The sequence below is a fragment of the Alteromonas sp. DY56-G5 genome (assembly GCF_041414725.1).
Classification (GTDB): Bacteria; Pseudomonadota; Gammaproteobacteria; order Enterobacterales; family Alteromonadaceae; genus Alteromonas; species Alteromonas macleodii.
On sequence record NZ_JANHZQ010000030.1, the window covers coordinates 34051 to 56641 of the forward strand.

The window sequence follows — 22591 nt, forward strand, 5'->3', positions numbered from 1 at the left end:
TGGAAACAGTTGTTGAGAGGCGGCCCGAATGGTAATGTTGATACTATTAAAACTAACGTTTTAAAGGCGTTCGTTAAATCCATATCGCAATATGTGCGATGTCATCCTCAATGATCTTCATGGCGTTTTCACGTGGCAAAAAGACAGACAAAAGACAATCCATCTTCAAAAAGTAAAGCATCAAGCAATGGCAAAGGCTCGGCCAAGCGCTCGTGGTTTTTCAAACTGTTTTGGCGAGTCACTCTTATTGGTTTGGTTGTGCTTGGGGCCTATGCCTTCTACCTTGACGCCCAAATTAAGCATGCGTTCTCTGGAAATAAATGGGAAGTTCCCGCGCAGATCTTCGCCCGTCCGTTGGAAATCAGCAAAGGTGAAGAGATAACGCCCCAAGAAGTCATTGATGAGCTCAATTTGCTGGGCTACCGCAAGGTAACCTTTGCCGACAGCAGCGGTGAATATAGCTATCAGAATAAGGTGCTGACTGTACAGCGCCGCGCGTTTCAGTTTCCAGAAGGCGCAGAGCCTCTGCGTCATTTAGTGATAACGTGGGAAGGTGCACGTATTGGGGAAATTTATGACAAGTCGCAAGGCCGCCCGTATGGTTCTGCAAGGCTAGAACCCTGGTTAGTAACGCGCATGACTAGCGGGTCTCAAGAAGACCGTATGCTGGTAACGTTAGACACCATTCCTGAAATGTTGCCAAAAGCGCTAACCCTGGTGGAAGACCGCAATTTTTATAATCACCATGGCGTTGCGCCGCTTTCAATATTGCGGGCTCTAATGGCAAACATTGCAGCCGGACGAACGGTTCAAGGCGGGAGTACGCTAACGCAGCAGCTGGTTAAAAACATGTTTTTAACCCGTGAGCGCTCCATTGTGCGTAAGGCAAAAGAAGCCATTATGGCGGTGATCATTGATGCCCGTTACAGCAAATCAGAAATTATTGAAGCGTACTTAAACGAAGTGTTTTTGGGGCAAAATGGCGATATGGCCGTACATGGTTTTGGACTTGCCAGCTATTTCTATTTTGACCGACCAGCTAACGAGCTAAGTACGCCCGAAATAGCCACGTTGGTTGCTATTATTAAAGGCCCATCTTATTACAACCCACGCAAATATGCTGAGCGCACGAAAGAGCGTCGTGATTTAGTGTTGCGCATGCTGTTTGATGAAAATGAAATTAGTCGTCAAGACTACGAACGTTTTGTGAATATGCCGTTAGGGCTCGCCAGTGGGGCTAGCTTAGCAAGCGGTAAACACCCTGCTTTCATGGAGCAGGTTCGTCGGGAACTCAATGAAATTCTGGCTGAGCCTAGCTTAAGAGATTCGGGCGTAAAAGTGTTTACAACACTTGATATCGTAGCCCAGCGCCGCGCTGAAAGTGCATTGTCGGGTACGCTAGACGGTTTGCAAAAAGACAGGAAAGTGCCATTACAGGGCGCAATGGTAGTCACAGATAGTGCAAGTGGTGAAGTACGCGCTATCGTTGGCGGAAAAGACTTTGCGTTCAAAGGCTTTAACCGAGCACTAGACGCAAAACGCCCTATAGGCTCGTTGATTAAACCTGCGGTTTACTTAACCGCACTAGAAGATCCAACACAGTTTAACTTGGCAACGCCGCTTAAAGACGAACCCATTACCCTTGAAAGTCGAAATGGAAAAACGTGGTCGCCGCAAAACTACGATAAAGAGTTCAGAGGGCAGGTGCCATTACTTCAAGGGCTAGTCGAGTCTTTAAATATACCTACGGTTAATTTAGGCATGCAGATAGGGCTTGATGCGCTAGCCGATACGATAGAGCGATTAGGGGTAACCACCCCCGTAGATAAAGTACCGTCGTTGACCCTTGGCGCTTTTGAATTGACCCCTTTTAGTACCAATCAAATGTATCAAACCCTATCAAATGATGGACGTTATATACCTCTTCATACGGTGACGTCTGTAGTTACGGCTGATAATGCACTGCTTTGGAAAAAGGCTGAATTTTTCGCTCAGCGCACCGATGAAGCGGCAACCTATCTGCTTAACTACGCCTTATACAAGGTAACCACAGAAGGTACTGCAAAGCGCATTGGCTGGAATTTTGGCAATGTGAATATGGCCGGCAAAACGGGCACCACAGATGATTATCGCGACAGCTGGTTTAGTGGCTTTGATAGAAATAACGTTGTTACAGTGTGGGTGGGTAACGACGATAACCAGCCGGTTAATTTAACCGGGGCAGGTGGAGCCTTACCCGTCTTCATAAACTACATGAAATCTCAGTCACCCAAGTCATTATCAAGGCGTTTCCCAAAAGGCTTAGGCATTGCACATTTTGACGCCAAGACCGGCGCGGTTGTGGTTGCAGGATGTGCTGGGAGTTTAAGCGTACCGGCTATTTTGGATGTGCTTCCTCCACCTCAACAAGATTGTTCAGGCCGTCCTGTAGACAAAGACAGCGACAAGGATGATAAAAGCTGGTGGGAACGGATATTCGGATAAAAAAACTCCAGTAAGAAGATAGAAAACACAATCACTTGGCTGGGATACAGTCCGTGCTTTCTATCTCCCTCTGGAGTAAAAGGCCCAGGGAAGGCAAATCTTTTAGCGGTAGTCGGTTAGGTTCCTATTTGTTTTTATTGCGTTTTCAGTGACCTTTCTGAAGGAATAGGCGCGCTGTTGAAAACACCAGCGCACTGACTACAAACGCAATAACCGGTCCGAGTACCACCATAAATAGGGTTGCGGCGGTTAACATGTGCATTCTCCTTATGCGTCGTTATCGTCTGAGCTGATAGGCTCAATCGGCGTAATAGTGATGTCAGCAACCAATGCATTTGCTTCTTCTACTTCTGGCTCAAACGTATGGCTTGCAGTTAACACGTCATAAGTCACGCCTAGGTCCAAGTTCTGCTTTACGTCATGCATGGCGCTTTCAACGATAAAATCTGTATGCGAAACAATGTTGTTCTGAGTGTCGTCAGCGAACGCTGATGCGCCCAATACGCTAGTTGCTAAAGTTAGTGCAGTGAAAGTTTTGCGACCGATAAACATAGTAATCTCCAAAAGTTAAGTTAGACACTGCACTTGAACATACTGCGTGGCAGCTATCATGTTGCTAAAGGTTTCGATAATAAGTCGTTATCAATTAACAATTAGTTTATAGCGAGGGATGTGCCAACTCGTAAAAATAAGGTAAGTATATGAATTTAATGAATTTTAACTTTTAGTAAAAAATAAAGGTGGAATTGAGGAATTAAAGAAATACTAAAATTTAGCGAATTTAATGTAGAGGTGGTCAAAATGACTAACGCAAATTTTTTAACACTTGCGCAGCGACACTGGTGACCATGAGAAAGGTCAGAAATAGGGGCGCTAGTCTATAAAGAAGAGCAGCGCCGCCAATGTATAAAAGAGTGAATAGGTCTAGGACGCTTTACTTCTAAATTGTGAAACCATTGTCATTACTAGCGCAATGATCACACCAGCAGCAATACCAACAACACCATCAGCAAGTATAGACATAACCAGCGATGCGTCTGGAATAAGTGCGGTAAACCAGTCGGTAATAACGTGCAAAAAGCCAATGCTGTGGGTGAGGATGCCACCACCGACTAAAAACATAGCAACAGTGCCTACAACCGCAAGGGTTTTCATTAATGCGGGGGCGGCAACTAATAACGCTCTGCCAATAAATCGTTGAAGGGTGTTCATTGAACCTGTTAACGACTTGCGAAGCATGTAAAGCCCAACATCGTCCATTTTAACTAGTGCCGCTACCAGCCCATAAACGCCAAGGGTAATCGCTAAGCTTAGTGCTACTAGCACACCAATTTGCGTAGTAAGTGTTGCATCGGTCACTGTGCCTAATGCAATTACAATAATTTCAGCAGACAGTATAAAGTCTGTGCGTATAGCGCCTTTAATTTTATCTTTCTCAAACGCTACCATATCCACATCTTCGTGGGTAAGCGCTTCTATTCTGGCTTCTCGTGTTTTTTCTTCATCTTCGTGGGGAAGATATTTGTGCAGTAGTTTTTCTGCACCTTCAAAACATAAATATAACCCGCCCAGTACCAAAAGGACGGTTATAAGTGAGGGCACAAAAGCACTGATGGCTAATGCCGCAGGAACCAATATTGCTTTATTAATAAGTGAGCCTTTTGCTACTGCCCATACAACAGGTAGCTCTCGGTCTGCTTTAACGCCTTGGACTTGGTCGGCGTTTACCGCTAAATCGTCGCCCAAAACGCCCGCTGTTTTTTGCGCAGCGACTTTCGACATGGTTGCGATGTCGTCCATTAACGTTGCTATATCATCAAGTAGGGCAAGTAAGTTAGCTGCGGCCACGTCGAATATCCTTTGTTATGTATTACAGTTAGAGTAATCCCCAGTAAATAGCAGCTTAGCGTACTTAAAACATGGGTGATATACAATTAGGAATAATGCCGATAAATCACAGTTCTTTTTAGACAGTTTTCAGGGCTATCACCAACAGAAAAGGCGAAATCAGAGGAAGTGTGAGTTGAGAAGAGCACGCTCGTGCTCTTCTCATGTTGAAGTTAATTACCCCAAATGTTGTTTACCAGTTCTGGATGATCAACGAAAGGGTTTCGATTGTTCTGGAAATTGAAGGCAGCGTCATTCCTATCGATTTCCTTTTGGCTTACAGGGTCTTGAGAATGCCAGCTTAAAAGCAGAGTTAAGAACCAGCTTTCGAATACTTGATCACTCGTACCATTCAACACTGCGTCGCCATAGGTGCTATTCGTTTCCCAATTTGCAATGACGTTTTCATAACGTGTCGCCATGTAGAAATACGCTCTAGCGAAGTCACCTTTGAACTCGTCGATGGGCTCAAAAACGGTGCCTGTATAACCAGAAGCAGAAGAGCCCGCGCCCAGTTTGGAACCATTCGATGACGTATAAGTAGCACTTGCGACATCACCGTACGGATAGCTACTTCGGCGACCGTTAACGTAGCCGTCGGTTGCAAAAACGTGATGAACATCAGTATTCATCGGCGAGACTGCACCGCCAAACCAGCTGCGCGGGAAGGCGTGTTCGCGGTTATAGCAACTGCCTTCTCCACTATAGCTGCCACACTGGTCAGAACCAGCCGTGTAGCTGTAAGCGTCACTACCATTTGGGTTTTCTGAATACATGTCCAAAATGGAGCCGTCATTTTCATAGTAGCTGTCGCTTGTGTATGAAATATAGAATGTCCAAAGGTCGCCATAGCTTTGTGTATTATGATTTTTGATAATGTTGTAAAGCTCGGTTTTTAACGCATAGCCTGACAGACCGTTGGCACTTGCATAGTAACCAGTGAGTTCTGATGAACCACCACCACTGCCGCCGCCACTCGTTGTACCAACGCTAAAGCTGGTGCTTTCACTCGCGCCGAAAGAGCCGCCATTAGCAACAGACACGCCCTCTATTAGCAAGTTATAGCTGCCAGAGCCATAGGAGCAGCAAATTCCATCGCCATAGGCATCACTAATGGTAAAGGTATATTCTCCATCAGTAAGGCAAACCGCTTCAGTATAACTTTGGTTGCTAGCGTAGCTGCTGCCAGAGGCTTCAACTTGGTTGTTTGCGTTAGTTATTTGCCAACTGGTTTCGCTGCCGTAATTGTCGGTAGTTAAGTTCAAAACGCCTGAATGGCTAGCACACGTGCTTCCACCGCCGTTATTGCCACCTGACCCAAGCGTAGTCGGCTCGAATGCGTCTACATAGACGGTTTCTGACCCATCAAAGCCCGTCTGATCATAAAAGCGTAACCCCACCTCAATCTCTTTTGACGCTGTAGCGGAATAAGAGAAAGTAAGCTGTTGCCAGTTTCCAGTTAATGAGTTGTCAGAATAACCTTGATAACCGTCTACATATAGGCGTGCTTTTACAGCACCTTCAGTGTGATATAGCCTCACTGAAAATTCATAATTTTGACCGGCGGTTACATTGATTGTCTGACGGAAGTCAGTTGAACCTTGCGTTGTCGTATTGACGGTAACTGCAGCAGACTTGCTTCCCGAGAATGAGTAGACCGAGTTTTCAGCTACACTAATGCCGGAGTCGATAGTTGACCATGAATTAGGTGCGCCAGACGTCCATGTTTCAAAGTCTCCATTGGAGACCTGACCCATGGCGATAGCGGGTAACAACGCACCTGCCAAGCCGACTATTTGACGTAAGTTTATATTCATTTATTTTCCGTTATTGTCTTTATTTTAAATGTATATTTATTCCTTAAACGTAGTGTTCGACGCCTTCCTAGGCGTATCAAATATTGCACGTATTTGTGACAAAATGAATAAAAGTGCTTAATCTAACGGCAGAGAGTACTGAGTTAACGGCAAGGAAATAGATGCAAATAAACGGTGAGTTAGGCAAAAGATCAGTACTACCTATTATGGACTGTTGGGCGCAATAAAATGACTGACAGCCCAATTCCATCGCTATCCGTACGCTCATATACGAAGCAAACGTGCCGCCATAAACACAACTACTTTCAGTTAGTGCTGCCCATCAACGGACATATCTTGATAGAAATCGATAATTTTAGCGGGCGGGTAGGCGTAGGCGAAGGCGTATGCATAGCGCCGAATGAGGTCCATTATTTTAGCGCTAACGAACTGTCAAAATTTATTGTGGCGGACTTGGAGTATGTGCCAGTTAATTTAAATGACAGGTTGCACCCGATATTTCAGGTAACGTCCGCATTACAGGCGTTTTTATCGTTTGTAGAGATTCAAATTAGCCAGTTTGCTGACCAAGGCCATGAAGAAATACTGGCGCTATTTTTAACCTTGCTAGAAACATCCTTGAAAGGATGCAGCATGGATAAGCGAATGACTCCTGTATTAAGCCATATTCATCGCGACCTTGCCCGAGGCTTTACACAGGTGGAGTTAGCACGGATAGCCTGCATGGGAACAACGCAATTCAAAACACGCATTAAAGAAGCCACCGGGCATAGTTTACGAGATTACCTTGTAAAAGTGAGGATGGAAAAGGCCAAAGCACTACTTAGAAATACCGATACACCAATGTTGGGTATAGCTCAGCTAACAGGGTATGAAGATGTTGCAGCATTCAGTCGCCGGTTCAAAGCGTATTTCGGGCGACCCCCTAAGTTTTTCAAAAGAAAGTGACTGTGATAAGGGCTTACCTCACATGACGGTAAATCGTTGATAGAGAGGGCTAGTTAATCTCTTCGTCTTTAGGAAGTTTATTGACTCTGGCTTCTATAAAACGTTTGTGGTCGTCCATTTTGGTGCATTCTAAGGTTCCACCAGCAATCCCACTCAATATCGCCAAAGTTTTATTGGTCGTACTGCTACAGTTTACGCGTTTTGAAGGGCGTCGATTTTCATTAGCTTGTATTTGCTGTGTGCTTGGCCCGCTAAGAACAGGACTATTTTTACGCTCTTGAAATGCTTTTGCTGCTTGTTCTGCGTCTTCAGCGACTTTGTCACTGTGATACTTTTCAAAATAGAGGGCGGCGCCATCTTTTACCGACAGATTCAACGAGCCTGCGCGCCGATTTGCGTCTTTTGATAAAGTGGGCGACGGCAGTGTACTAGTCGGCTTACTTTCAATGGGTACCTGCTGTGTATCGGGCTCAGCATTTTTCTGCTGCTTGGGCGCAGGGCTTTCTACAATTTCATTCTTACTATCAAGTGCTTCAGTCGCTTTGGTTGCGTCAGGCTTCAACTCAATTTCTTGCCTTTTAGGGGAAACATCGATTGGTTTAGTTTCTTGTGGTTTAGCTTGGGCAGAAGGGCGTGGAACGGGGGGATAGTACAGTCTGGCGCTTATCTCCGGCGTTCGCTCCAAAACATTTACTCGTGCTTTTTGGTTGTTGATGCCCATTTGAGAAAGTATGACCACTACGATGACCCCAAACACATGTGCACAGCCCGAAATTAATAGTGGGCGCCACGCCGTTTTCTTTGCAACGGAATGGTGTTCAATGCTGCGCTCAGGCGCAAAGAAAGAAGGGGTGATAGTCGTCATAGTAAACAACAGACCATGGGCCCTATCGAATAGTTCCATCCTAATTTCATCGCACTTTTTAGTCCTCTCACCTTACCGCAACCTCATACCGCTTCAAAATTGGGCAAATTTTTAACAGTGCACCATTAGTGTGCATTATTTTTGTGCGTTCATGAAGCGTTTGCTTGTATGTATTTGATTTATTTGGCTAATCATTTGTGGCATGGCTCTTGGTTTATCTTCCCATAGTTGGAAACACGACCATAAATCACAGAATAACCAAAACAAACTGGGAGCAACTCATGAAACTAGTCACAGCGATCATCAAGCCGTTCAAGCTAGATGATGTTCGTGAAGCCATTTCAGAAATCGGTATCGACGGTTTGACCGTGACCGAAGTGAAGGGCTTTGGACGTCAAAAAGGACACACTGAACTTTACCGCGGAGCGGAATATCAGGTGGATTTTCTACCTAAAGTCAAACTGGAAATTGCTGTTCAGGATGATCAAGTAGAGCGCCTGGTAGAAGCCATCGTTGGCGCTGCCAAAACAGGCAAAATTGGAGACGGCAAGGTGTTTGTTTACGACCTTGAACACGCCGTTCGTATTCGAACTGGTGAGTCGGATAGCGACGCGCTGTAAGCCACAACGATATATTTGCGGAGAAAACCATAATGGAAATCACTTTTGAACTTGGGTATGCGCTAGATACCTTTTATTTTCTAATCTGCGGTGCACTGGTTATGTGGATGGCTGCAGGTTTTGCGATGCTTGAAGCAGGTCTTGTTCGAGCGAAAAACACCACAGAAATTCTAACTAAAAACGTGGCGCTATTCGCTATCGCTTGCACTATGTACATGATTTGCGGTTACGGCATTATGTACGGTGGCGGCGACTGGGGTCCATTCCTAAGCGGTATCATGGCTGATGGCGCAACAGGTGTCGCTGAAGAGCCAGCAACATATGCACCTTCTGCTGACTTCTTCTTCCAAGTAGTATTTGTTGCAACAGCAATGTCTATCGTATCTGGTGCGGTAGCTGAGCGTATGAAGCTTTGGGCATTCCTAGCGTTCGCAGTTGTTATGACGGGCTTCATCTACCCAATGGAAGGTGCTTGGACATGGGGCGGCGAAGCAGTATTCGGTATGTATACGCTTGGCGACCTTGGTTTCTCTGACTTTGCAGGTTCAGGTATTGTTCACATGGCTGGTGCAGCTGCTGCTCTTGCTGGTGTTCTTGTGCTTGGTGCTCGTAAGGGTAAATACACCGCTGACGGTAAAGTAAACGCGATTCCAGGTGCAAACTTACCGCTTGCAACTTTAGGTACATTTATCCTGTGGATGGGTTGGTTTGGCTTCAACGGCGGTTCAGTACTGGCTACTGCAACTGTTGAAAGTGCAAACTCAGTAGCGATTGTATTTATGAACACAAATGCTGCAGCTGCTGGTGGTGCAATTGCTGCACTTATCGTAGCACGCATTCTATTCGGTAAGGCTGACCTAACCATGGTACTTAACGGTGCGCTAGCCGGTCTTGTAGCTATTACAGCAGAGCCTTCAACACCTACACCACTACAAGCTACGCTGTTCGGCGGCCTTGGTGGTATTTTAGTAGTGCTTAGCATCGTTGCGCTTGATAAAGTAAAAATTGACGACCCAGTGGGCGCAATTTCAGTTCACGGTGTGGTAGGTCTTCTAGGTCTTATCCTTGTACCTTTCACTAACGATGGTTCAAGCATCTCTGGTCAGCTAATTGGTGCAGCGACTATCTTTGTATGGGTATTCGTAGTGAGCCTAGTGGTATGGCTAGTGATTAAAGCGGTTATGGGTGTACGTGTGAGCGAAGAAGAAGAATTCGACGGCGTAGACATGAGCGAATGTGGTCTGGAAGCATACCCAGACTTCACAAGCAGCCGTTCGTAAGAGAGTCTCGATTAGGCAACGAAACAACAATAACAATAATGCCTTATTACTTCGTTTAAGCCCCGCTAATGCGGGGCTTTTTTCGTTTCATGCAATGTGTTTTAAGCTCATTACTGGGCTTAGGAAAAGAGCCTAGGCGTAATGTGACAATAACGCTACACTATGAATCGATAAACTAACGCTAGATTTATTATCGGCAACGTTTTAGTAAAAGGACGGTTATGATTGCAAGTGTGCGACTTCTACCTTTGATACTGGCTTTCTTTAGTATCAGCTGTTTGGGCTATGACAGAATAACGGGGCAACCCTTTGCAAGTCGCTCAGAAGTTATTGCAAAGAACGGCATGGCAGCAACAAGCCAACCATTAGCTACGCAAGTGGCGTTGGATATTTTAAAACAAGGCGGCAGTGCAGTTGATGCAGCTATTGCAGCCAATGCCATGTTAGGTTTAGTTGAGCCTACAGGCAGCGGTATTGGCGGCGACCTATTTGCCATTGTGTGGGATGCAAAAGAAGAGAAGCTAGTCGGCTTAAACGCTTCTGGCCGTTCACCCAGACAGTTAACCAAAGCGGTGTTTGCCGAGCGTGGCTTGCATCAAATTCCAAAATTTGGTCCGCTACCCGTTTCTGTCCCTGGCGCTGTAGATGGCTGGTTTGCACTACACGAAAAATTTGGCAAGCTGCCCATGTCTGCGCTGCTTACCCCATCTATCAAATATGCCCGTGAGGGGTTTCCTGTTTCAGAAGTCATTGCCTATTACTGGCAGATGAATCAAGAGCGAATAGGTCACTATGACGGCTTCGCAGAGACTTTTCTTATCGACGGGAAAGTTCCGCAAAAAGGCGATGTTTTTAAAAATCCTGGCTTAGCCGTGACCTATGAAAAGATTGCAACAGGCGGGCGAGATGCTTTTTATAAGGGCGATATCGCACGCACTATCGATGCTTACATGAAGTCTCAAGGCGGCTTTTTGTCATACCAGGATTTGTCATCGCATACCTCGGAGTGGGTAGAGCCCGTTTCTACTAATTATCGCGGTTATGATTTGTGGGAACTTCCGCCCAATGGACAAGGCATAGCGGCCCTACAGATTCTTAATGTGCTTGAGCACTATGATATCGAAGGAATGGGGTTTAACTCAGCAGACTACATCCATACCTTTGTTGAAGCCAAGAAGCTCGCCTTTGAAGATCGCGCTAAGTTCTATGCAGATCCAGACTTCAATGATATTCCTGTCGACTGGCTAATTTCGAAAGAGTATGCCGCTAAGCGCCAGAAGCTCATAGATAATGAACGCGCAGCGAATCGCGTTGATGCGGGTATTTATGAAGGAGATACCATTTATCTGACCGTTGCTGATAAAGAGGGCAATATGGTGTCCTTAATTCAAAGTAACTACCGCGGAATGGGCTCAGGCATGACACCTCCAGGGCTAGGTTTTATTCTTCAAAATAGAGGTGAGATGTTTACCCTTGAAGAAGGGCACTTTAATGAATATCGCCCGGGAAAACGTCCATTTCACACCATTATCCCGGCTTTTGTAACCAGAAACGGTAAGCCAGTGATGAGCTTTGGCGTGATGGGCGGTGGGACTCAGCCTCAAATGCATGCACAAATTATTGTAAACATTCTCGACTTTGGAATGAATTTGCAGGAAGCGGGGGATGCTCCACGCATACTGCACAGTGGGTCGAGTAGCCCAACGGGCGCGTTGATGACTGATGGTGGTTATGTGAGCTTAGAATCAGGGTTCAGTGAAACCGTTCAGCGAGAGCTCATGGAGCGGGGGCATAAGCTTCAACGCGTGGTAGGCGCGTTCGGTGGCTATCAGGCCATCGCTTGGGACGAGCAGAAAGGTGTCTATTTTGGCGCTTCAGAAACGCGAAAAGATGGACAAGCCGCGGGCTATTAAGCACACTAGTGTAAATAATAGGCGGCGGAGTTAATTTGTTCCCCCGTTTGCTGCTTCGCTTTAAAGGGTTTCAAAGTTTGAAGCAGCCGCTACACTTTACAATAAGGTTCGCACAACAAAGCGCGGCGAATGATCGCCAGCAGCGAAACGTCAGAACAAGGCGTTAATAACAACAAGAGCGGCAATGACACAACCACAAAAAGGCCTCTGCGCTGAGCCAAATTTACATGCACAGTATTTATTACTGAACGTCATTGATGACGATAGCCAAGCCGTACGCGCCAAACTATCTCGCGTGCTGGATATATTCGAGCATTTTGAGAATGAGCACTACGAAGCCATGGTAACCGGCGTTGTCGCTATTGGCACCGGTTACTGGACTGAGGTATACCCCGGTTTGATACCTGTTGAGCTTGCCCCTTTTCCTGATATGCAGTGTGATGATAGAAGTGCCCCCACCATGCCTTGCGATCTCTTCATTCAAATTCGCGCTGATAGGCTGGATATTTGCCATGCGGTTGGCATTGAAGTGATGGATTTGTTGCGTATTCATGTAGAACTGGTAGAGCAAATAAGAGGGTTTAGGTACTTAGATGGCCGTGATCTCAATGGTTTTCTCTATGGCGCAGATAATCCGCGTGGCATGAAGCGTAGACAAGTCGGCATTATTGGCGAAGATGACCCTGATTTTAGCGGTGGCAGCTATGTTCACATACAACGCTATCGCCATGATTTAAGGCGCTGGAATAGTCTTTCAAGCCGTCAGCAAGAACAAGTGATGGGCACCACGCAAGAACACAATTTGGTAAGTAGCGAACAGTCTGAATCTTCGCATTGTGTTAGGGCAAGCACTGTTGCGCCCGATGGCGACGAACCAAGGCTAATTAAGCAAGGCATGCCATACGGTGATATGGCCTCTCAAGGCTTATTCTTTGTAAGCTGTAGTGCCAGTGCGCGGCCATTTAAACAGATGCTCCACAGCCAAATATACGGCAACGGTGAAGGCGATTATGACAGATGGCTGGATTTTACCAGCGCTGAAACAGGTGCTGCGTTTTTCGCGCCATCCATCAATTTCATTCGCCAGCAGGCTAAGTTATCTGAGTCCTAAATTTAACCGTCGCTTATGGCCATTGGGATTAGTAGACTAGCGCACCATCCCAATCCTCCTTAAAATCGACGCTTCTGTAAATGCGACAAACATCTATGTGATGATGCGCTAGTGAGTCGTTTGGGCTCATAGCGACAGCGGTCTCAAAAAAAGAAATAGCCTCATCCCATTGCTGATTTATACGGCATGCAATACCTGCGGCAATCTTGGTCTGAACCGCCAACTTCTTTTCCTGCTCACCCTCTGAAAGGTGGCTTAACACCTCGTATATTTCAATTGGCGCTTTTCGTCCTTTCACTCTTACCCAGTCAAGCAAGCGGGTTTTAATTGGGAAGCCAGACCCTATGGTCTGAAGAACTTGGGCACTGACGATAATATCCGCCTCGTATTTGGGGGTTAAAGCTTCTAAGCGAGAAGCAATGTTTACGCTATCGCCAATGACGGTGGTGTCCATTCTATCTTCTGAACCCACCGTACCCATAATAACAGGCCCAAAGTGGATACCTATTCCCATATTAATTGGTTCGTAGTTACTGTTCTTTCTATGGCCGTTATATATTGTCAGCGCTTTGCGTAAGTCGAGCGCAGCATTAACCGCATCCATAGCTTTTTGTTGTGAAGATCCTTCGCGATGATCGAACAGCGCCATAATGGCGTCGCCCATGAACTTATCAATAAAACCGTGGTTTTGATGAATAGGATCGTTCATTCTGGTGAAATAAGAATTAAGAAAGTTCATCAACTCTTGTGGCGTAATACGTTCAGAAAAACCGGTAAAGCCTCTGATATCGCAAAACATAATCGCAACGTCGTTTTCAGCCGCATAGCCAAGACCCAGCGCGTCTACTTCAGAATTCGACATGTGCTCCACAAACTGCTTTGGAATGAATTTTTGAAAGGTTTGTGTAAGCCTTTGGGCCTCATCGGCAGCAGTGTGAAAGTGCGTTTCGTCGTCGTTTTTTGCGACAGTGGTGGAGACATGACGCCGACGTTTAAATTGCCTAGCTCCGTATGCAAACCGACGGCTGCGCCTTACGTGCAAAGTTGTGATAGCGACACTGTAGAGAAAAAGTGCGCAAATAGCGCCAAACTGCCAATCCATTGATAACACCACACCTATAAACTGCTTTTAAATGAAGGCTAATAATCTAGCCCGCGAGGAATTCAAGCGTTACGTATGAGAGAAGCAATGAAGAAGAGGCACTAACACGCCACGATGGGCGTATTAGTGCAAAAATTACCAGAAAGGAATTAACTTAAAGCGTTGAGAACACTTTATCTGCTGCAGCAAGGGTTTGCTCAATGACTGCAGCGTCATGCGCTTTAGAAACAAAGCCCGCTTCATAAGATGCAGGTGCCAAGTAAACGCCTTGCTCTAGCATACCGTGATAGAACTTGTTGAATTGCTCGGTATTACAGTTAATTGCTTGCTTGTAGTTCGTGACTTTCTCTACGTCAGTAAAGAATATCCCAAACATACTGCCGGCAATATTAGTAGTTAGGCTAATATTGTGTTTGTCAGCGAGGGCTTGGAAACCATCCACTAGCGTTTGCGTATTTTCAAAAATTGAATCGTAAAGTCCAGGCTGCTTTATTTGCGTTAAAGCAGCAAGACCTGCAGCCATTGCTACTGGGTTACCAGAAAGCGTACCCGCTTGGTAAATTGGCCCTGTCGGTGCTATGTGAGTAATAATGTCACGACGGCCACCAAAACAGCCCACTGGCATGCCGCCGCCAATGACTTTACCCAAGCAAGTCAGGTCTGGTTTGATGTTGTAACGCTCTTGCGCCCCGCCGCGAGATACGCGGAAGCCTGTCATTACTTCATCAAAAATCAATACGCTGCCATATTGGTCACAAATAGCGCGAAGTCCTTCAAGGAAGCCTTCCACAGGAGGGATACAGTTCATGTTTCCTGCGACAGGTTCAACGATAATGCACGCAATATCATCGCCATGGGCTTCGAAGATTTCTTTTACGCTGTCTAGGTTGTTGTATTCAACGGTAAGCGTATGCTCAGCAACATTTGCTGGAACACCCGGTGAACTTGGTACACCTAAGGTTAGGGCACCTGAGCCCGCTTTCACTAGCAGTGAGTCGGCGTGCCCGTGATAGCAGCCCTCAAACTTAACAATTTTGTTTCTGCTGGTGTAGCCGCGAGCCAGGCGAATAGCTGACATAGTGGCCTCTGTACCAGAGTTCACCATGCGTACCATTTCCATAGATGGAACCAGTTCGCTAACCAACTCAGCCATGATCACTTCAGCTTCGGTAGGTGCACCGAAAGACAGGCCGTTATACGACGCTTCAATAACCGCTTCGCGAATTTGAGCGTTATTGTGACCAAGAACCATAGGGCCCCAAGACTGAATATAGTCAATATATTGCTTACCATCCGCATCCCACATGTAAGCGCCATCAGCTTTCGTGATGAAACGAGGTGTACCGCCTACCGCTTTAAAAGCGCGAACGGGTGAATTTACGCCACCAGGAATGGTTTTTTGGGCGCGGGTAAATAGGGCTTCAGATTTTTGCATGTAATTACTTACTCTTATTGCTGTACCAAACAACGTCACGCTCGTACTTAGTGAGAAGGTTTTCTACACCCAGAGTAAGCGCAAACAATGCCATTCTGACAAGTACACCATTGTCGGTTTGTCTAAAAATGGCGAGGTTTGGATTAAGGTTTAGATCGTTATCTAATTCGTTGGCTTCCATACGTGAATCTCGTGGAAGTGGATGCATGATAACGGTCTTCGACTGAAAGTGTTTCGTGTAAATCGACTGATTAAGGCGGAACTTACCTCGGTATTTGTTGGCTTCTTCTTGAGAAGGAAAGCGCTCTTCCTGAATGCGTGTTTGATAGCATATGTCCGCATCCATATTTCCTTCAAGGGTATCGGTAATCGTAAGCTGGTGCCCCGCATTTTCGATGGCGTCTATGATGGGCTGAGGCATGGCCAGCTCTTTTGGCGAAATGAGCGTAAAGCGAATGTTTTTAAACAAACATAACAAGCGAGATAAAGAGTGTACTGTTCGGCCGTAGCGCAAATCACCAATCATGGCGATGTGTAAGCCGTCAATGCCGTGGCCATTGTATTCCAGTTCACGTTTAATCGTGAACAAGTCCAACAGTGCTTGGGTTGGGTGTTCGTTTGCACCATCACCACCGTTGATAACCGGTACACGACTACCTTCGGCAAATTCTGCCACTGAACCCGCCGCAGGATGTCGCATTGCAATAATGTCGGAATAGCCGCTCAGCACACGGGCTGTGTCGTACAATGACTCACCTTTAGCCAGCGCAGAGCTCGACATGCCGGTGGTTTCTCTAACTTCGCCACCTAAAAGGTTGAATGCGGTACCAAAGCTAACTCGCGTACGGGTACTTGGCTCAAAGAAAAGGTTACCGAGAATGGCGCCATCTAGCACGGTTGTGCGCTTTTGTCGTTTGGCATAGGGTTGCATGGAATTGGCAACTGAGAACACTTTCTCAATGGCCTCGCGATCGAATTGATTAACCGAAAGAATGTGGTTACCGGTAAAGTCAGACATGCGCTTCTCAATCATCAACGAAAACGGCGCTAGTTTATAATACCGCTGGGGTTAAGTCATTAGCGCAACGTTAATCTTGCCTTACGTTTTTCTCAGTTTGGCGTTTTATTGAAAAGGGCTTTCCACAAATCAAAATGCAAGTGTGCATGTGCACAGATGTCGGCTAATTGTGTTGCTGAGTATAGTGGGTAAAGAGTAAAAGGATCTTTTCAGCCGCGCTATTTACGTGGGCTGTGATCGCTTCGTCTTGAAGCGGAGACTGTATGCCGCACAGCATCATGGTGTGATATTCCCCCTTAAGCAGGGCGCAATAGTCAACTGCCAGCTGTTGGGCGATATCACGGCTTAAGCTACCTTCTCCGAACTTCTCTATGACATCACTCAATGTAGATAGGGAAGCTTCGGGGCCAGCCTGATAAAAAAGTGTTGCCACATGAGGGCTATTTACCGCTTCAGCTATAATTACTCGAAAGATAGCAATGGCTTCAGGATCTTGTAATAGTCGCACAAACTGACAGCCAACTTTTCGTAAACATTCTAATAGTGAGAGTGAACCTGAAGTGGCGTCGATAAGTTGCTGGGTGTCGAGTTGGTATGATCTGCATTTCGATGAGATTGCCGCTTTAAAAAGAGCATCTTTTCCTTCGAAATGAGAATAGACCGTTTGTTTAGACACACCTGAGGCTTTAGCCACAGTGTCCATAGATGTGTTGGCAAAACCCTCTTTTAAAAACAGGCAAGACGCTGCATGCAATATAAGATGGTATTTCTCTTCGCTTTTAGGTCGGCCTTGCTTTCGAGTGGTAGCCACGTTCGTTCTCACTTTATTGACGAATATTTAAATATCAAACTGGACGGTCTAGTATTTATATACTAGCATAGCACAATAAGTATGCAAATATAGCCCAGAGCAAACGCTAAACTGGTTAAAGGAAATGTTATGACTGCTGCAACGACGCCTTCTAAAAGTGGCAAACTCTCACTTATTATCGCTATTGCCGTTTTTACTGCAGCGTTGGTCATTCTTTTGATGACGGCAGGTCTTGGTAATGCGACACAAACGCCAGAGGCAAGAGTTCCCGTTGCAGTGTCCACTGGAACAGTCAAAATTCAATCGGGCTTTGAAACTCCAATCAATGTTTTTGGGCTTATCGAATCCCCACGGGCCACTTCGCTTTCATTCGATATGGCAGGGCAAGTCAATACATTACTTGTTGAAGAGGGCGATGTAGTAAGCAAGGGAGATGTTCTAGCCCGTCAAGATATTCAGCGTCTCAATGCCAGAAAACGTGAGCTTCAAGCCTCACTTGAGCGTGCGAACGCCGACCTTGAACTTGCTAGAGTAAACAGCGAAAGAACCACGTCGTTGGTTGAGAAAAAGCTAGAATCAGCGCAGCGACTAGACGAAACCAAGGCAAGTCTCAATGTCGCTAAGGCCCAAGTTAGTGAAATGCAGGCTGCTCTTGAATCACTGAATGTGGAAATAGAAAAAACGACCCTTATTTCTCCCTTCGATGGCGTAGTCAATCGACGCTTTTTTGATGAAGGCAGTGTAGTTAGCGCTGGAACCCCCGTGTTTGGAATAACGGGCATAGAGAATTATCAGGCACGTTTCGCGGTACCTGCCGATGTTGTAGATCAATTTGACCTTAATGAGCCGGTGCTGGTTAGCGTTGGGGATATTGATGTGGCGGGTACTGTTACGCAGCGCTTACCTGTTCGCAACGTGCAAACGCGAACCATTGATATTTTAGTGACATTAAATAGTAATGAGCGGGTACGCCCCGGTGACATGGCCATTTTGTCTGGATTTCGTTCTCACTCTGAGACAGGAAGTTGGCTGCCGGTTAACGCGCTAAGCAACGGCTTGCGCGGTTTGTGGCGCGTATTTGTTTTATCAAACGAGCAAAACGCCACACTTGAAGCCCGTGTAGTGGAGGTTGTATATACCGACGGAAACAACGCGTTTGTGCGCGGAGCGCTTAAAGATGGAGAGGTTTACGTAAGCGAAGGTACACACAAACTCGCACCTGGCCAAATGGTATCAATCCCCAGTCAACATCAAGCTGGGGCACGCTAATGAAGTCATTTAACTTCGGCTCAGATAAATCTTATCCATGGTATACCCTATTTTACCGACGAGGGCATTTACTCATACTGAGTCTTCTGGTGCTAGTCACAGCAGGGTTGTCAGCATTAGGCTCTCTGCCGCGTATTGAGGACCCGCGAATAGATACGCGAAACGCACTGATCATCACTCAATACCCAGGCGCGTCGGCGGAACGGGTAGAGGCTTTGGTTAGTGATGTGCTTGAAGACAGGCTTAGAGAAATATTTGAAATAAAGGAAGTGAAGTCCACGTCGCGTGCTGGTATCTCCATCATTCTCATAGAGACGCAAGACTGGATAAATAATGCAAGTAACGAACAACTATTCAGTGAAATTCGCGATGCCATTGGCGCTGCCGCTGAGTCATTCCCTGAAGGTGCCATGGCGCCAGTTTTCGATGAAAAGCGCGGCGCGACAGCGTTCACTTTATTGCTATCTGTGCGAGCAGACCACTTTGAAAATACCCCTATTACACTCACCGCGCGTTTGGCTCAAGAACTTACAGACAGGCTGCGAAACGTTAACGGCACTGAGCTAGTGCGTGTTTACGGCGCACCGCAGGAAGAGATTAGCGTCAATATCGACCCTATTAAGCTTGCCGCAACGGGTCTTACCTTACAGCAAGTAAGCAATTTGATAAGCCGCGCCGACCCCAAATTACCTGCGGGTATGCTTAACTCCCAGCAAAGTAATTTGCGCTTTACAGTGGGAGAGGGCTTAAATGGCGTGAACATGATTGCTTCAATTCCCTTAGTTAACGAGCAAGGCCGCTACTTACGGGTAGAAGACGTTGCTACAGTGGAGCGCAGTTTCACTACCCCTCGCAACGAAGTGGCATTTCTAAATGGTGAAGAGTCTATCTTTGTGGCAGCGCGTATGCAGCCCTCACTGCGTTCTGATGTATGGACAGAAAATGCATTAGCAGTAGTGGAACAGTTCAATAAAGACTTCAGCGGAACCTTAACCGCGACCGTTGCATTTGAGCAAAACGAATATACCGCTACTCGCCTTGCTGACTTATCGATGAACCTGCTTATGGGGTGCGCCGTGGTCATGATGGTTATTCTACTTTTCATGGGGTTTCGTGCTGCGTGGATTGTGGGCCTGGCACTTCCCTTATGCGCCGCTTTTGCCTTGTTCTCTTTAAGTTTTTACGACGAGCAAATTCACCAAATGTCTATCTTTGGCATGATCATCGCCATTGGTTTACTTATCGATAATGCCATTGTTATTACCGATGAAATTCGCATTAATTTACAAGATCCCAATTTAACGCGAGTAGGTGCTATGGCCAAAAGCGTTTCACATCTATTTGTACCGCTTTTGGCTTCAACGCTGACGACCATTTTAGGCTTTATGCCCATCTTTCTTTTAGACGGAAACATCGGTGACTTTGTTGGCCCGATTGCCATTAGCGTGGTGATGGCGCTTATTGGCTCGCTGTTTATTTCTCTTACTATCATTGCAGCCCTCGCTGCCCGATTTTTGCCAAAGCACGACAATAGTTCGCAACATGAAATAGCATCGAAGGCGTGGTGGAAAGTGGGATTACAAGCGCCAGAGCTCAGTCTCGCTTTTAAAAAGCAATTGGGTAGATGGGTTAAACAGCCAATTTTGGTGTTACCGGTTATTGCTATCCTTTGTTTATCGGGTTTTGTATTGTCGGGCACCTTGGCGAATGTGTTTTTCCCAAGTGCAGATAGAGACCAGTTCGAAGTGTACCTGTGGACCAAAGAAGGGAGCAGTATCGACAACACAACGAGCTATGTTAAAAAAATAGATAGTGCTATTCGCAGTGAGCAAGGCGTGAAACAAGTTAGTTGGTTAGTCGGGGGCTCTGCGCCGTCGGTGTACTACAACCAGATGATGACGCGTGACAACATGCCTTATTTCGCAAATGCTGTGGTGTCGACAGATACAGTGGATGACGCCGTTGCGCTAGTGGGCAAACTACAACAAGAGCTTGATAGCGCGTATCCAGAAGTACAAATTGTAGTGCGAGCCTTTGGGCAGGGTCCGCCTATTGCGGCGCCTGTTGAGGTAGAGATTTTCGGCCCTGATCTGAATGTGTTGAACGACCTAGGCGACAAAGTACGCATGTTAATGTCTGAAGTCGACGGCATTTCACAGTCTATAACCAGCGTTTCAATGGGAGAACCCGAGCTTAAAATAAACGCGGACAGCGATAACCTGTCTTACTTGGGGCTTACGCTTTCCGAGCTTGCCAATCAAATGCAGATAAACTTTTCAGGTATTACCGGTGGTTCTGTTTTGGAAAGCACAGAAGAAATTCCTGTACGCGTAAGGCTAGACGAGGCGTATAGACAAAATGTAACGGGCGTAGACGCCATGCCAATTCCGGTTGCAGGAGACAATGCTATTTCTTGGTCGCCACTTGCTGCCGTAACAAACTTAACGCTTCAGCCTGCAACCAGCAGTATTACGCGCCTTGATGGCGAAAGGCTAAATCGTATTCAGGCGTTTTTGCTTCCTGGTGTCCCGGCCATTGATGCAAGTAATCATTTGCGAGATCTGCTCGAAAGTCGATTAATTCTTCCCGAAGGATATCGTATTCATTTAGCTGGAGACGCTGATGAACAGCAGCAAGCATTAGGTAAATTAGCGACCTATGCGCCGGTGCTGTTGGTTCTTATGGTAACTACGCTCATTCTGACTTTTACCAGCTTGCGCATGGCGGGTGTAATCGGATTAGTGGCGATACTTTCTGTAGGGCTGGGTATGTTCAGTCTTTGGATATCTGGATTGCCGGTTGGGTTTAATCCGCTGCTAGGTTGTGCAGGCCTTATTGGCGTAGCAATCAACGGATCGATAGTGGTCATTGCCGCTATCAACGCGAACCCCAAAGCAAAGCAGGGAGACACGAAAGCCATTGTTGAAGAAACCATGAGCTGCAGCCGCCATATTTTATCGACTACTTTCACAACGGTAGGTGGATTGATTCCTTTGCTATTGTTCAGTGAAGGTAGCTTTTGGCCGCCGTTGGCCGTGGTGCTGGCTGGTGGAGTAGGGTTCTCGGTAATCTTGTCGTTAGTCTTTACGCCAACTATAGTGGCTGCTTTTCAACGATACCGTTATAGAAATCACACATTGGCATAATTTTACGGTTAAACTATCCCTTTTTAACCCACGTATAAATTTGGCTTACTTAGCGTATGCGAAAATCAAATCCTCTTTTGCGTTGGTGGCAAACCGACTGCGTTAAGTGTAAACGCATGAGACTTTATATCGTTTGGGCCGTAATCATGTTGGTGGTGTATTTTTATGTCTGGTACTAGTGTCGAACCAATCTATATCCGAGCTGCCTCGAAAAGTAACGGTATTACTAGCCTGGTGCTGGGCTGTATCGGTTTGTGTATTGCGGCACTGTGGTTAGCCTTTCTTCCCGATTGGCTGTTCTTAGCGGGGATTTTTATCACCAGTGCCGCGTTAGTGTGCTTGCTCGTAGGGTACTTCAAAATTCGTGAGCCCGACTATAGTTTGGAAATAGCCAAAGACTATATTACTTATCGCCACCGTCTGGGCAGTTGGCGTATTCACTGGGACAACCTGCTGCGCGCAGATTGCCCCCGTGTTCGTCATGGGCTGGAGCATATTCCCCTTGAAACCATCGGTTTCAAAATCAAAAGTTACACGGATTTCCTCAATACGATTTCACCACGGCTTGCAACGCACTTGTTAATGGAGCAGCGGCCATTGCTAATGCAGAACACAGATGAGAATTGCGCCTCTGGAAGCTGTTATGAGCAATCTATGTTTGACGATAAGCAGTACGTTATGGAAGACGGGACCATCATTAAAGGCATTAAAGCTATGCTGGCACATCGTATGGTAGAGCTAAGAAAGCGCCTTGGGTATGATATTTTTATCGCGAGCTCAGAGCTAGATAGGGATGCCAGCGAGTTTGCAGGACTTATTGCTCAGTGCCAGAAAGCTAGGCAGTCTTCTGAAGCCAGCTAAGCTCATCGTAGCAATTAGACTTTA

General features: G+C 46.3%; 17 protein-coding genes. 9 read left to right on the forward strand and 8 right to left on the reverse strand.

Going from position 1 to position 22591, the window contains the following annotated elements; translation table 11 throughout:
• Positions 1–132 precede the first annotated feature (132 nt).
• Complete coding sequence (gene mrcB / locus NO989_RS14690) at positions 133–2484, forward strand: penicillin-binding protein 1B (RefSeq protein WP_371342795.1); 2352 nt, start codon at positions 133–135, stop codon at positions 2482–2484.
• Positions 2485–2751: 267 nt separating this feature from the next.
• Here mrcB and NO989_RS14695 read toward each other — a convergent pair whose 3' ends face one another.
• The 3 genes from NO989_RS14695 to NO989_RS14705 form a co-directional block, all read right to left on the reverse strand.
• A complete protein-coding gene (locus NO989_RS14695; protein ID WP_014975460.1) occupies positions 2752–3036 on the reverse strand; it encodes a hypothetical protein in 285 nt (94 codons plus the stop codon).
• 372 nt (positions 3037–3408) lie between these two features.
• Entirely contained in the window at positions 3409–4332 is a 924-nt protein-coding gene (locus NO989_RS14700) for a DUF808 domain-containing protein (protein ID WP_039225115.1), read from the reverse strand.
• A 212-nt stretch (positions 4333–4544) separates the two neighbouring features.
• Positions 4545–6188 carry an endonuclease gene (locus NO989_RS14705; protein WP_371342796.1) on the reverse strand — a complete coding sequence of 548 codons (1644 nt, stop codon included), beginning with the start codon at positions 6186–6188 and terminating at the stop codon, positions 4545–4547.
• Between the two features lie 228 nt (positions 6189–6416).
• On the opposite strand from NO989_RS14705, the gene NO989_RS14710 reads away from it, so the two are divergent.
• Positions 6417–7136 carry a helix-turn-helix domain-containing protein gene (locus NO989_RS14710; RefSeq protein WP_371342797.1) on the forward strand — a complete coding sequence of 240 codons (720 nt, stop codon included), beginning with the start codon at positions 6417–6419 and terminating at the stop codon, positions 7134–7136.
• Positions 7137–7185: 49 nt separating this feature from the next.
• On the opposite strand, the gene NO989_RS14715 is transcribed toward NO989_RS14710, so the two are convergent.
• Positions 7186–8040: a hypothetical protein gene (locus tag NO989_RS14715; RefSeq protein ID WP_014975464.1), complete on the reverse strand. Its 855-nt coding sequence runs from the start codon at positions 8038–8040 to the stop codon at positions 7186–7188.
• Positions 8041–8282: 242 nt separating this feature from the next.
• Here NO989_RS14715 and glnK point away from each other — a divergent pair, with 242 nt between their 5' ends.
• The 4 genes from glnK to NO989_RS14735 all read left to right on the forward strand — a co-directional run bounded on the left by glnK (position 8283) and on the right by NO989_RS14735 (position 12925).
• Positions 8283–8621 carry a P-II family nitrogen regulator gene (gene glnK, locus NO989_RS14720; protein WP_012516988.1) on the forward strand — a complete coding sequence of 113 codons (339 nt, stop codon included), beginning with the start codon at positions 8283–8285 and terminating at the stop codon, positions 8619–8621.
• 32 nt (positions 8622–8653) lie between these two features.
• Positions 8654–9901: an ammonium transporter gene (locus tag NO989_RS14725; RefSeq protein ID WP_014997086.1), complete on the forward strand. Its 1248-nt coding sequence runs from the start codon at positions 8654–8656 to the stop codon at positions 9899–9901.
• A gap of 221 nt (positions 9902–10122) precedes the next feature.
• A complete protein-coding gene (gene ggt, locus NO989_RS14730) occupies positions 10123–11814 on the forward strand; it encodes a gamma-glutamyltransferase (protein WP_371342798.1) in 1692 nt (563 codons plus the stop codon).
• 184 nt (positions 11815–11998) lie between these two features.
• A complete protein-coding gene (locus NO989_RS14735) occupies positions 11999–12925 on the forward strand; it encodes a Dyp-type peroxidase (protein ID WP_371342799.1) in 927 nt (308 codons plus the stop codon).
• Positions 12926–12953: 28 nt separating this feature from the next.
• On the opposite strand, the gene NO989_RS14740 is transcribed toward NO989_RS14735, so the two are convergent.
• From NO989_RS14740 to NO989_RS14755, 4 genes are all read right to left on the reverse strand, one after another.
• Positions 12954–14027, reverse strand: coding sequence for an adenylate/guanylate cyclase domain-containing protein (locus NO989_RS14740; protein ID WP_371342800.1), 1074 nt, complete (start codon positions 14025–14027; stop codon positions 12954–12956).
• 154 nt (positions 14028–14181) lie between these two features.
• Entirely contained in the window at positions 14182–15462 is a 1281-nt protein-coding gene (gene hemL / locus NO989_RS14745; protein ID WP_014948008.1) for a glutamate-1-semialdehyde 2,1-aminomutase, read from the reverse strand.
• A gap of 4 nt (positions 15463–15466) precedes the next feature.
• Positions 15467–16480, reverse strand: a complete 1014-nt coding sequence (locus NO989_RS14750; RefSeq protein ID WP_014948009.1) for an aspartate carbamoyltransferase — start codon at positions 16478–16480, stop codon at positions 15467–15469.
• A 163-nt stretch (positions 16481–16643) separates the two neighbouring features.
• Positions 16644–17291 (reverse strand): TetR/AcrR family transcriptional regulator, encoded by a 648-nt coding sequence (locus tag NO989_RS14755; protein ID WP_014975467.1) that lies wholly within the window; start codon positions 17289–17291, stop codon positions 16644–16646.
• Between the two features lie 129 nt (positions 17292–17420).
• Between NO989_RS14755 and NO989_RS14760 the strand changes: the two genes are divergently transcribed.
• The 3 genes from NO989_RS14760 to NO989_RS14770 all read left to right on the forward strand — a co-directional run bounded on the left by NO989_RS14760 (position 17421) and on the right by NO989_RS14770 (position 22567).
• Complete coding sequence (locus tag NO989_RS14760; protein WP_014975468.1) at positions 17421–18560, forward strand: efflux RND transporter periplasmic adaptor subunit; 1140 nt, start codon at positions 17421–17423, stop codon at positions 18558–18560.
• On the forward strand, positions 18560–21706 hold the full coding sequence (locus NO989_RS14765) for an efflux RND transporter permease subunit (protein WP_371342801.1): 3147 nt from the start codon (positions 18560–18562) through the stop codon (positions 21704–21706). Before NO989_RS14760 ends, NO989_RS14765 begins: the two co-directional genes overlap by 1 nt.
• Positions 21707–21871: 165 nt before the next feature.
• Positions 21872–22567, forward strand: a complete 696-nt coding sequence (locus NO989_RS14770; protein WP_075177774.1) for a DUF2982 domain-containing protein — start codon at positions 21872–21874, stop codon at positions 22565–22567.
• Positions 22568–22591 lie beyond the last annotated feature (24 nt).

Excerpts from the sequence above, each read along its gene's own strand:
- NO989_RS14765 (WP_371342801.1), top strand. The coding sequence starts at position 18,560 with ATGAAGTCATTTAACTTCGGCTCAGATAAATCTTATCCATGGTATACC.
- NO989_RS14705 (WP_371342796.1), bottom strand. The coding sequence starts at position 6,188 with ATGAATATAAACTTACGTCAAATAGTCGGCTTGGCAGGTGCGTTGTTA.
- NO989_RS14740 (WP_371342800.1), bottom strand. The coding sequence starts at position 14,027 with ATGGATTGGCAGTTTGGCGCTATTTGCGCACTTTTTCTCTACAGTGTC.
- NO989_RS14710 (WP_371342797.1), top strand. The coding sequence starts at position 6,417 with ATGACTGACAGCCCAATTCCATCGCTATCCGTACGCTCATATACGAAG.
- NO989_RS14715 (WP_014975464.1), bottom strand. The coding sequence starts at position 8,040 with ATGGAACTATTCGATAGGGCCCATGGTCTGTTGTTTACTATGACGACT.
- NO989_RS14695 (WP_014975460.1), bottom strand. The coding sequence starts at position 3,036 with ATGTTTATCGGTCGCAAAACTTTCACTGCACTAACTTTAGCAACTAGC.
- glnK (WP_012516988.1), top strand. The coding sequence starts at position 8,283 with ATGAAACTAGTCACAGCGATCATCAAGCCGTTCAAGCTAGATGATGTT.
- NO989_RS14735 (WP_371342799.1), top strand. The coding sequence starts at position 11,999 with ATGACACAACCACAAAAAGGCCTCTGCGCTGAGCCAAATTTACATGCA.
- ggt (WP_371342798.1), top strand. The coding sequence starts at position 10,123 with ATGATTGCAAGTGTGCGACTTCTACCTTTGATACTGGCTTTCTTTAGT.
- NO989_RS14770 (WP_075177774.1), top strand. The coding sequence starts at position 21,872 with ATGTCTGGTACTAGTGTCGAACCAATCTATATCCGAGCTGCCTCGAAA.
- NO989_RS14725 (WP_014997086.1), top strand. The coding sequence starts at position 8,654 with ATGGAAATCACTTTTGAACTTGGGTATGCGCTAGATACCTTTTATTTT.
- NO989_RS14750 (WP_014948009.1), bottom strand. The coding sequence starts at position 16,480 with ATGTCTGACTTTACCGGTAACCACATTCTTTCGGTTAATCAATTCGAT.
- NO989_RS14760 (WP_014975468.1), top strand. The coding sequence starts at position 17,421 with ATGACTGCTGCAACGACGCCTTCTAAAAGTGGCAAACTCTCACTTATT.
- hemL (WP_014948008.1), bottom strand. The coding sequence starts at position 15,462 with ATGCAAAAATCTGAAGCCCTATTTACCCGCGCCCAAAAAACCATTCCT.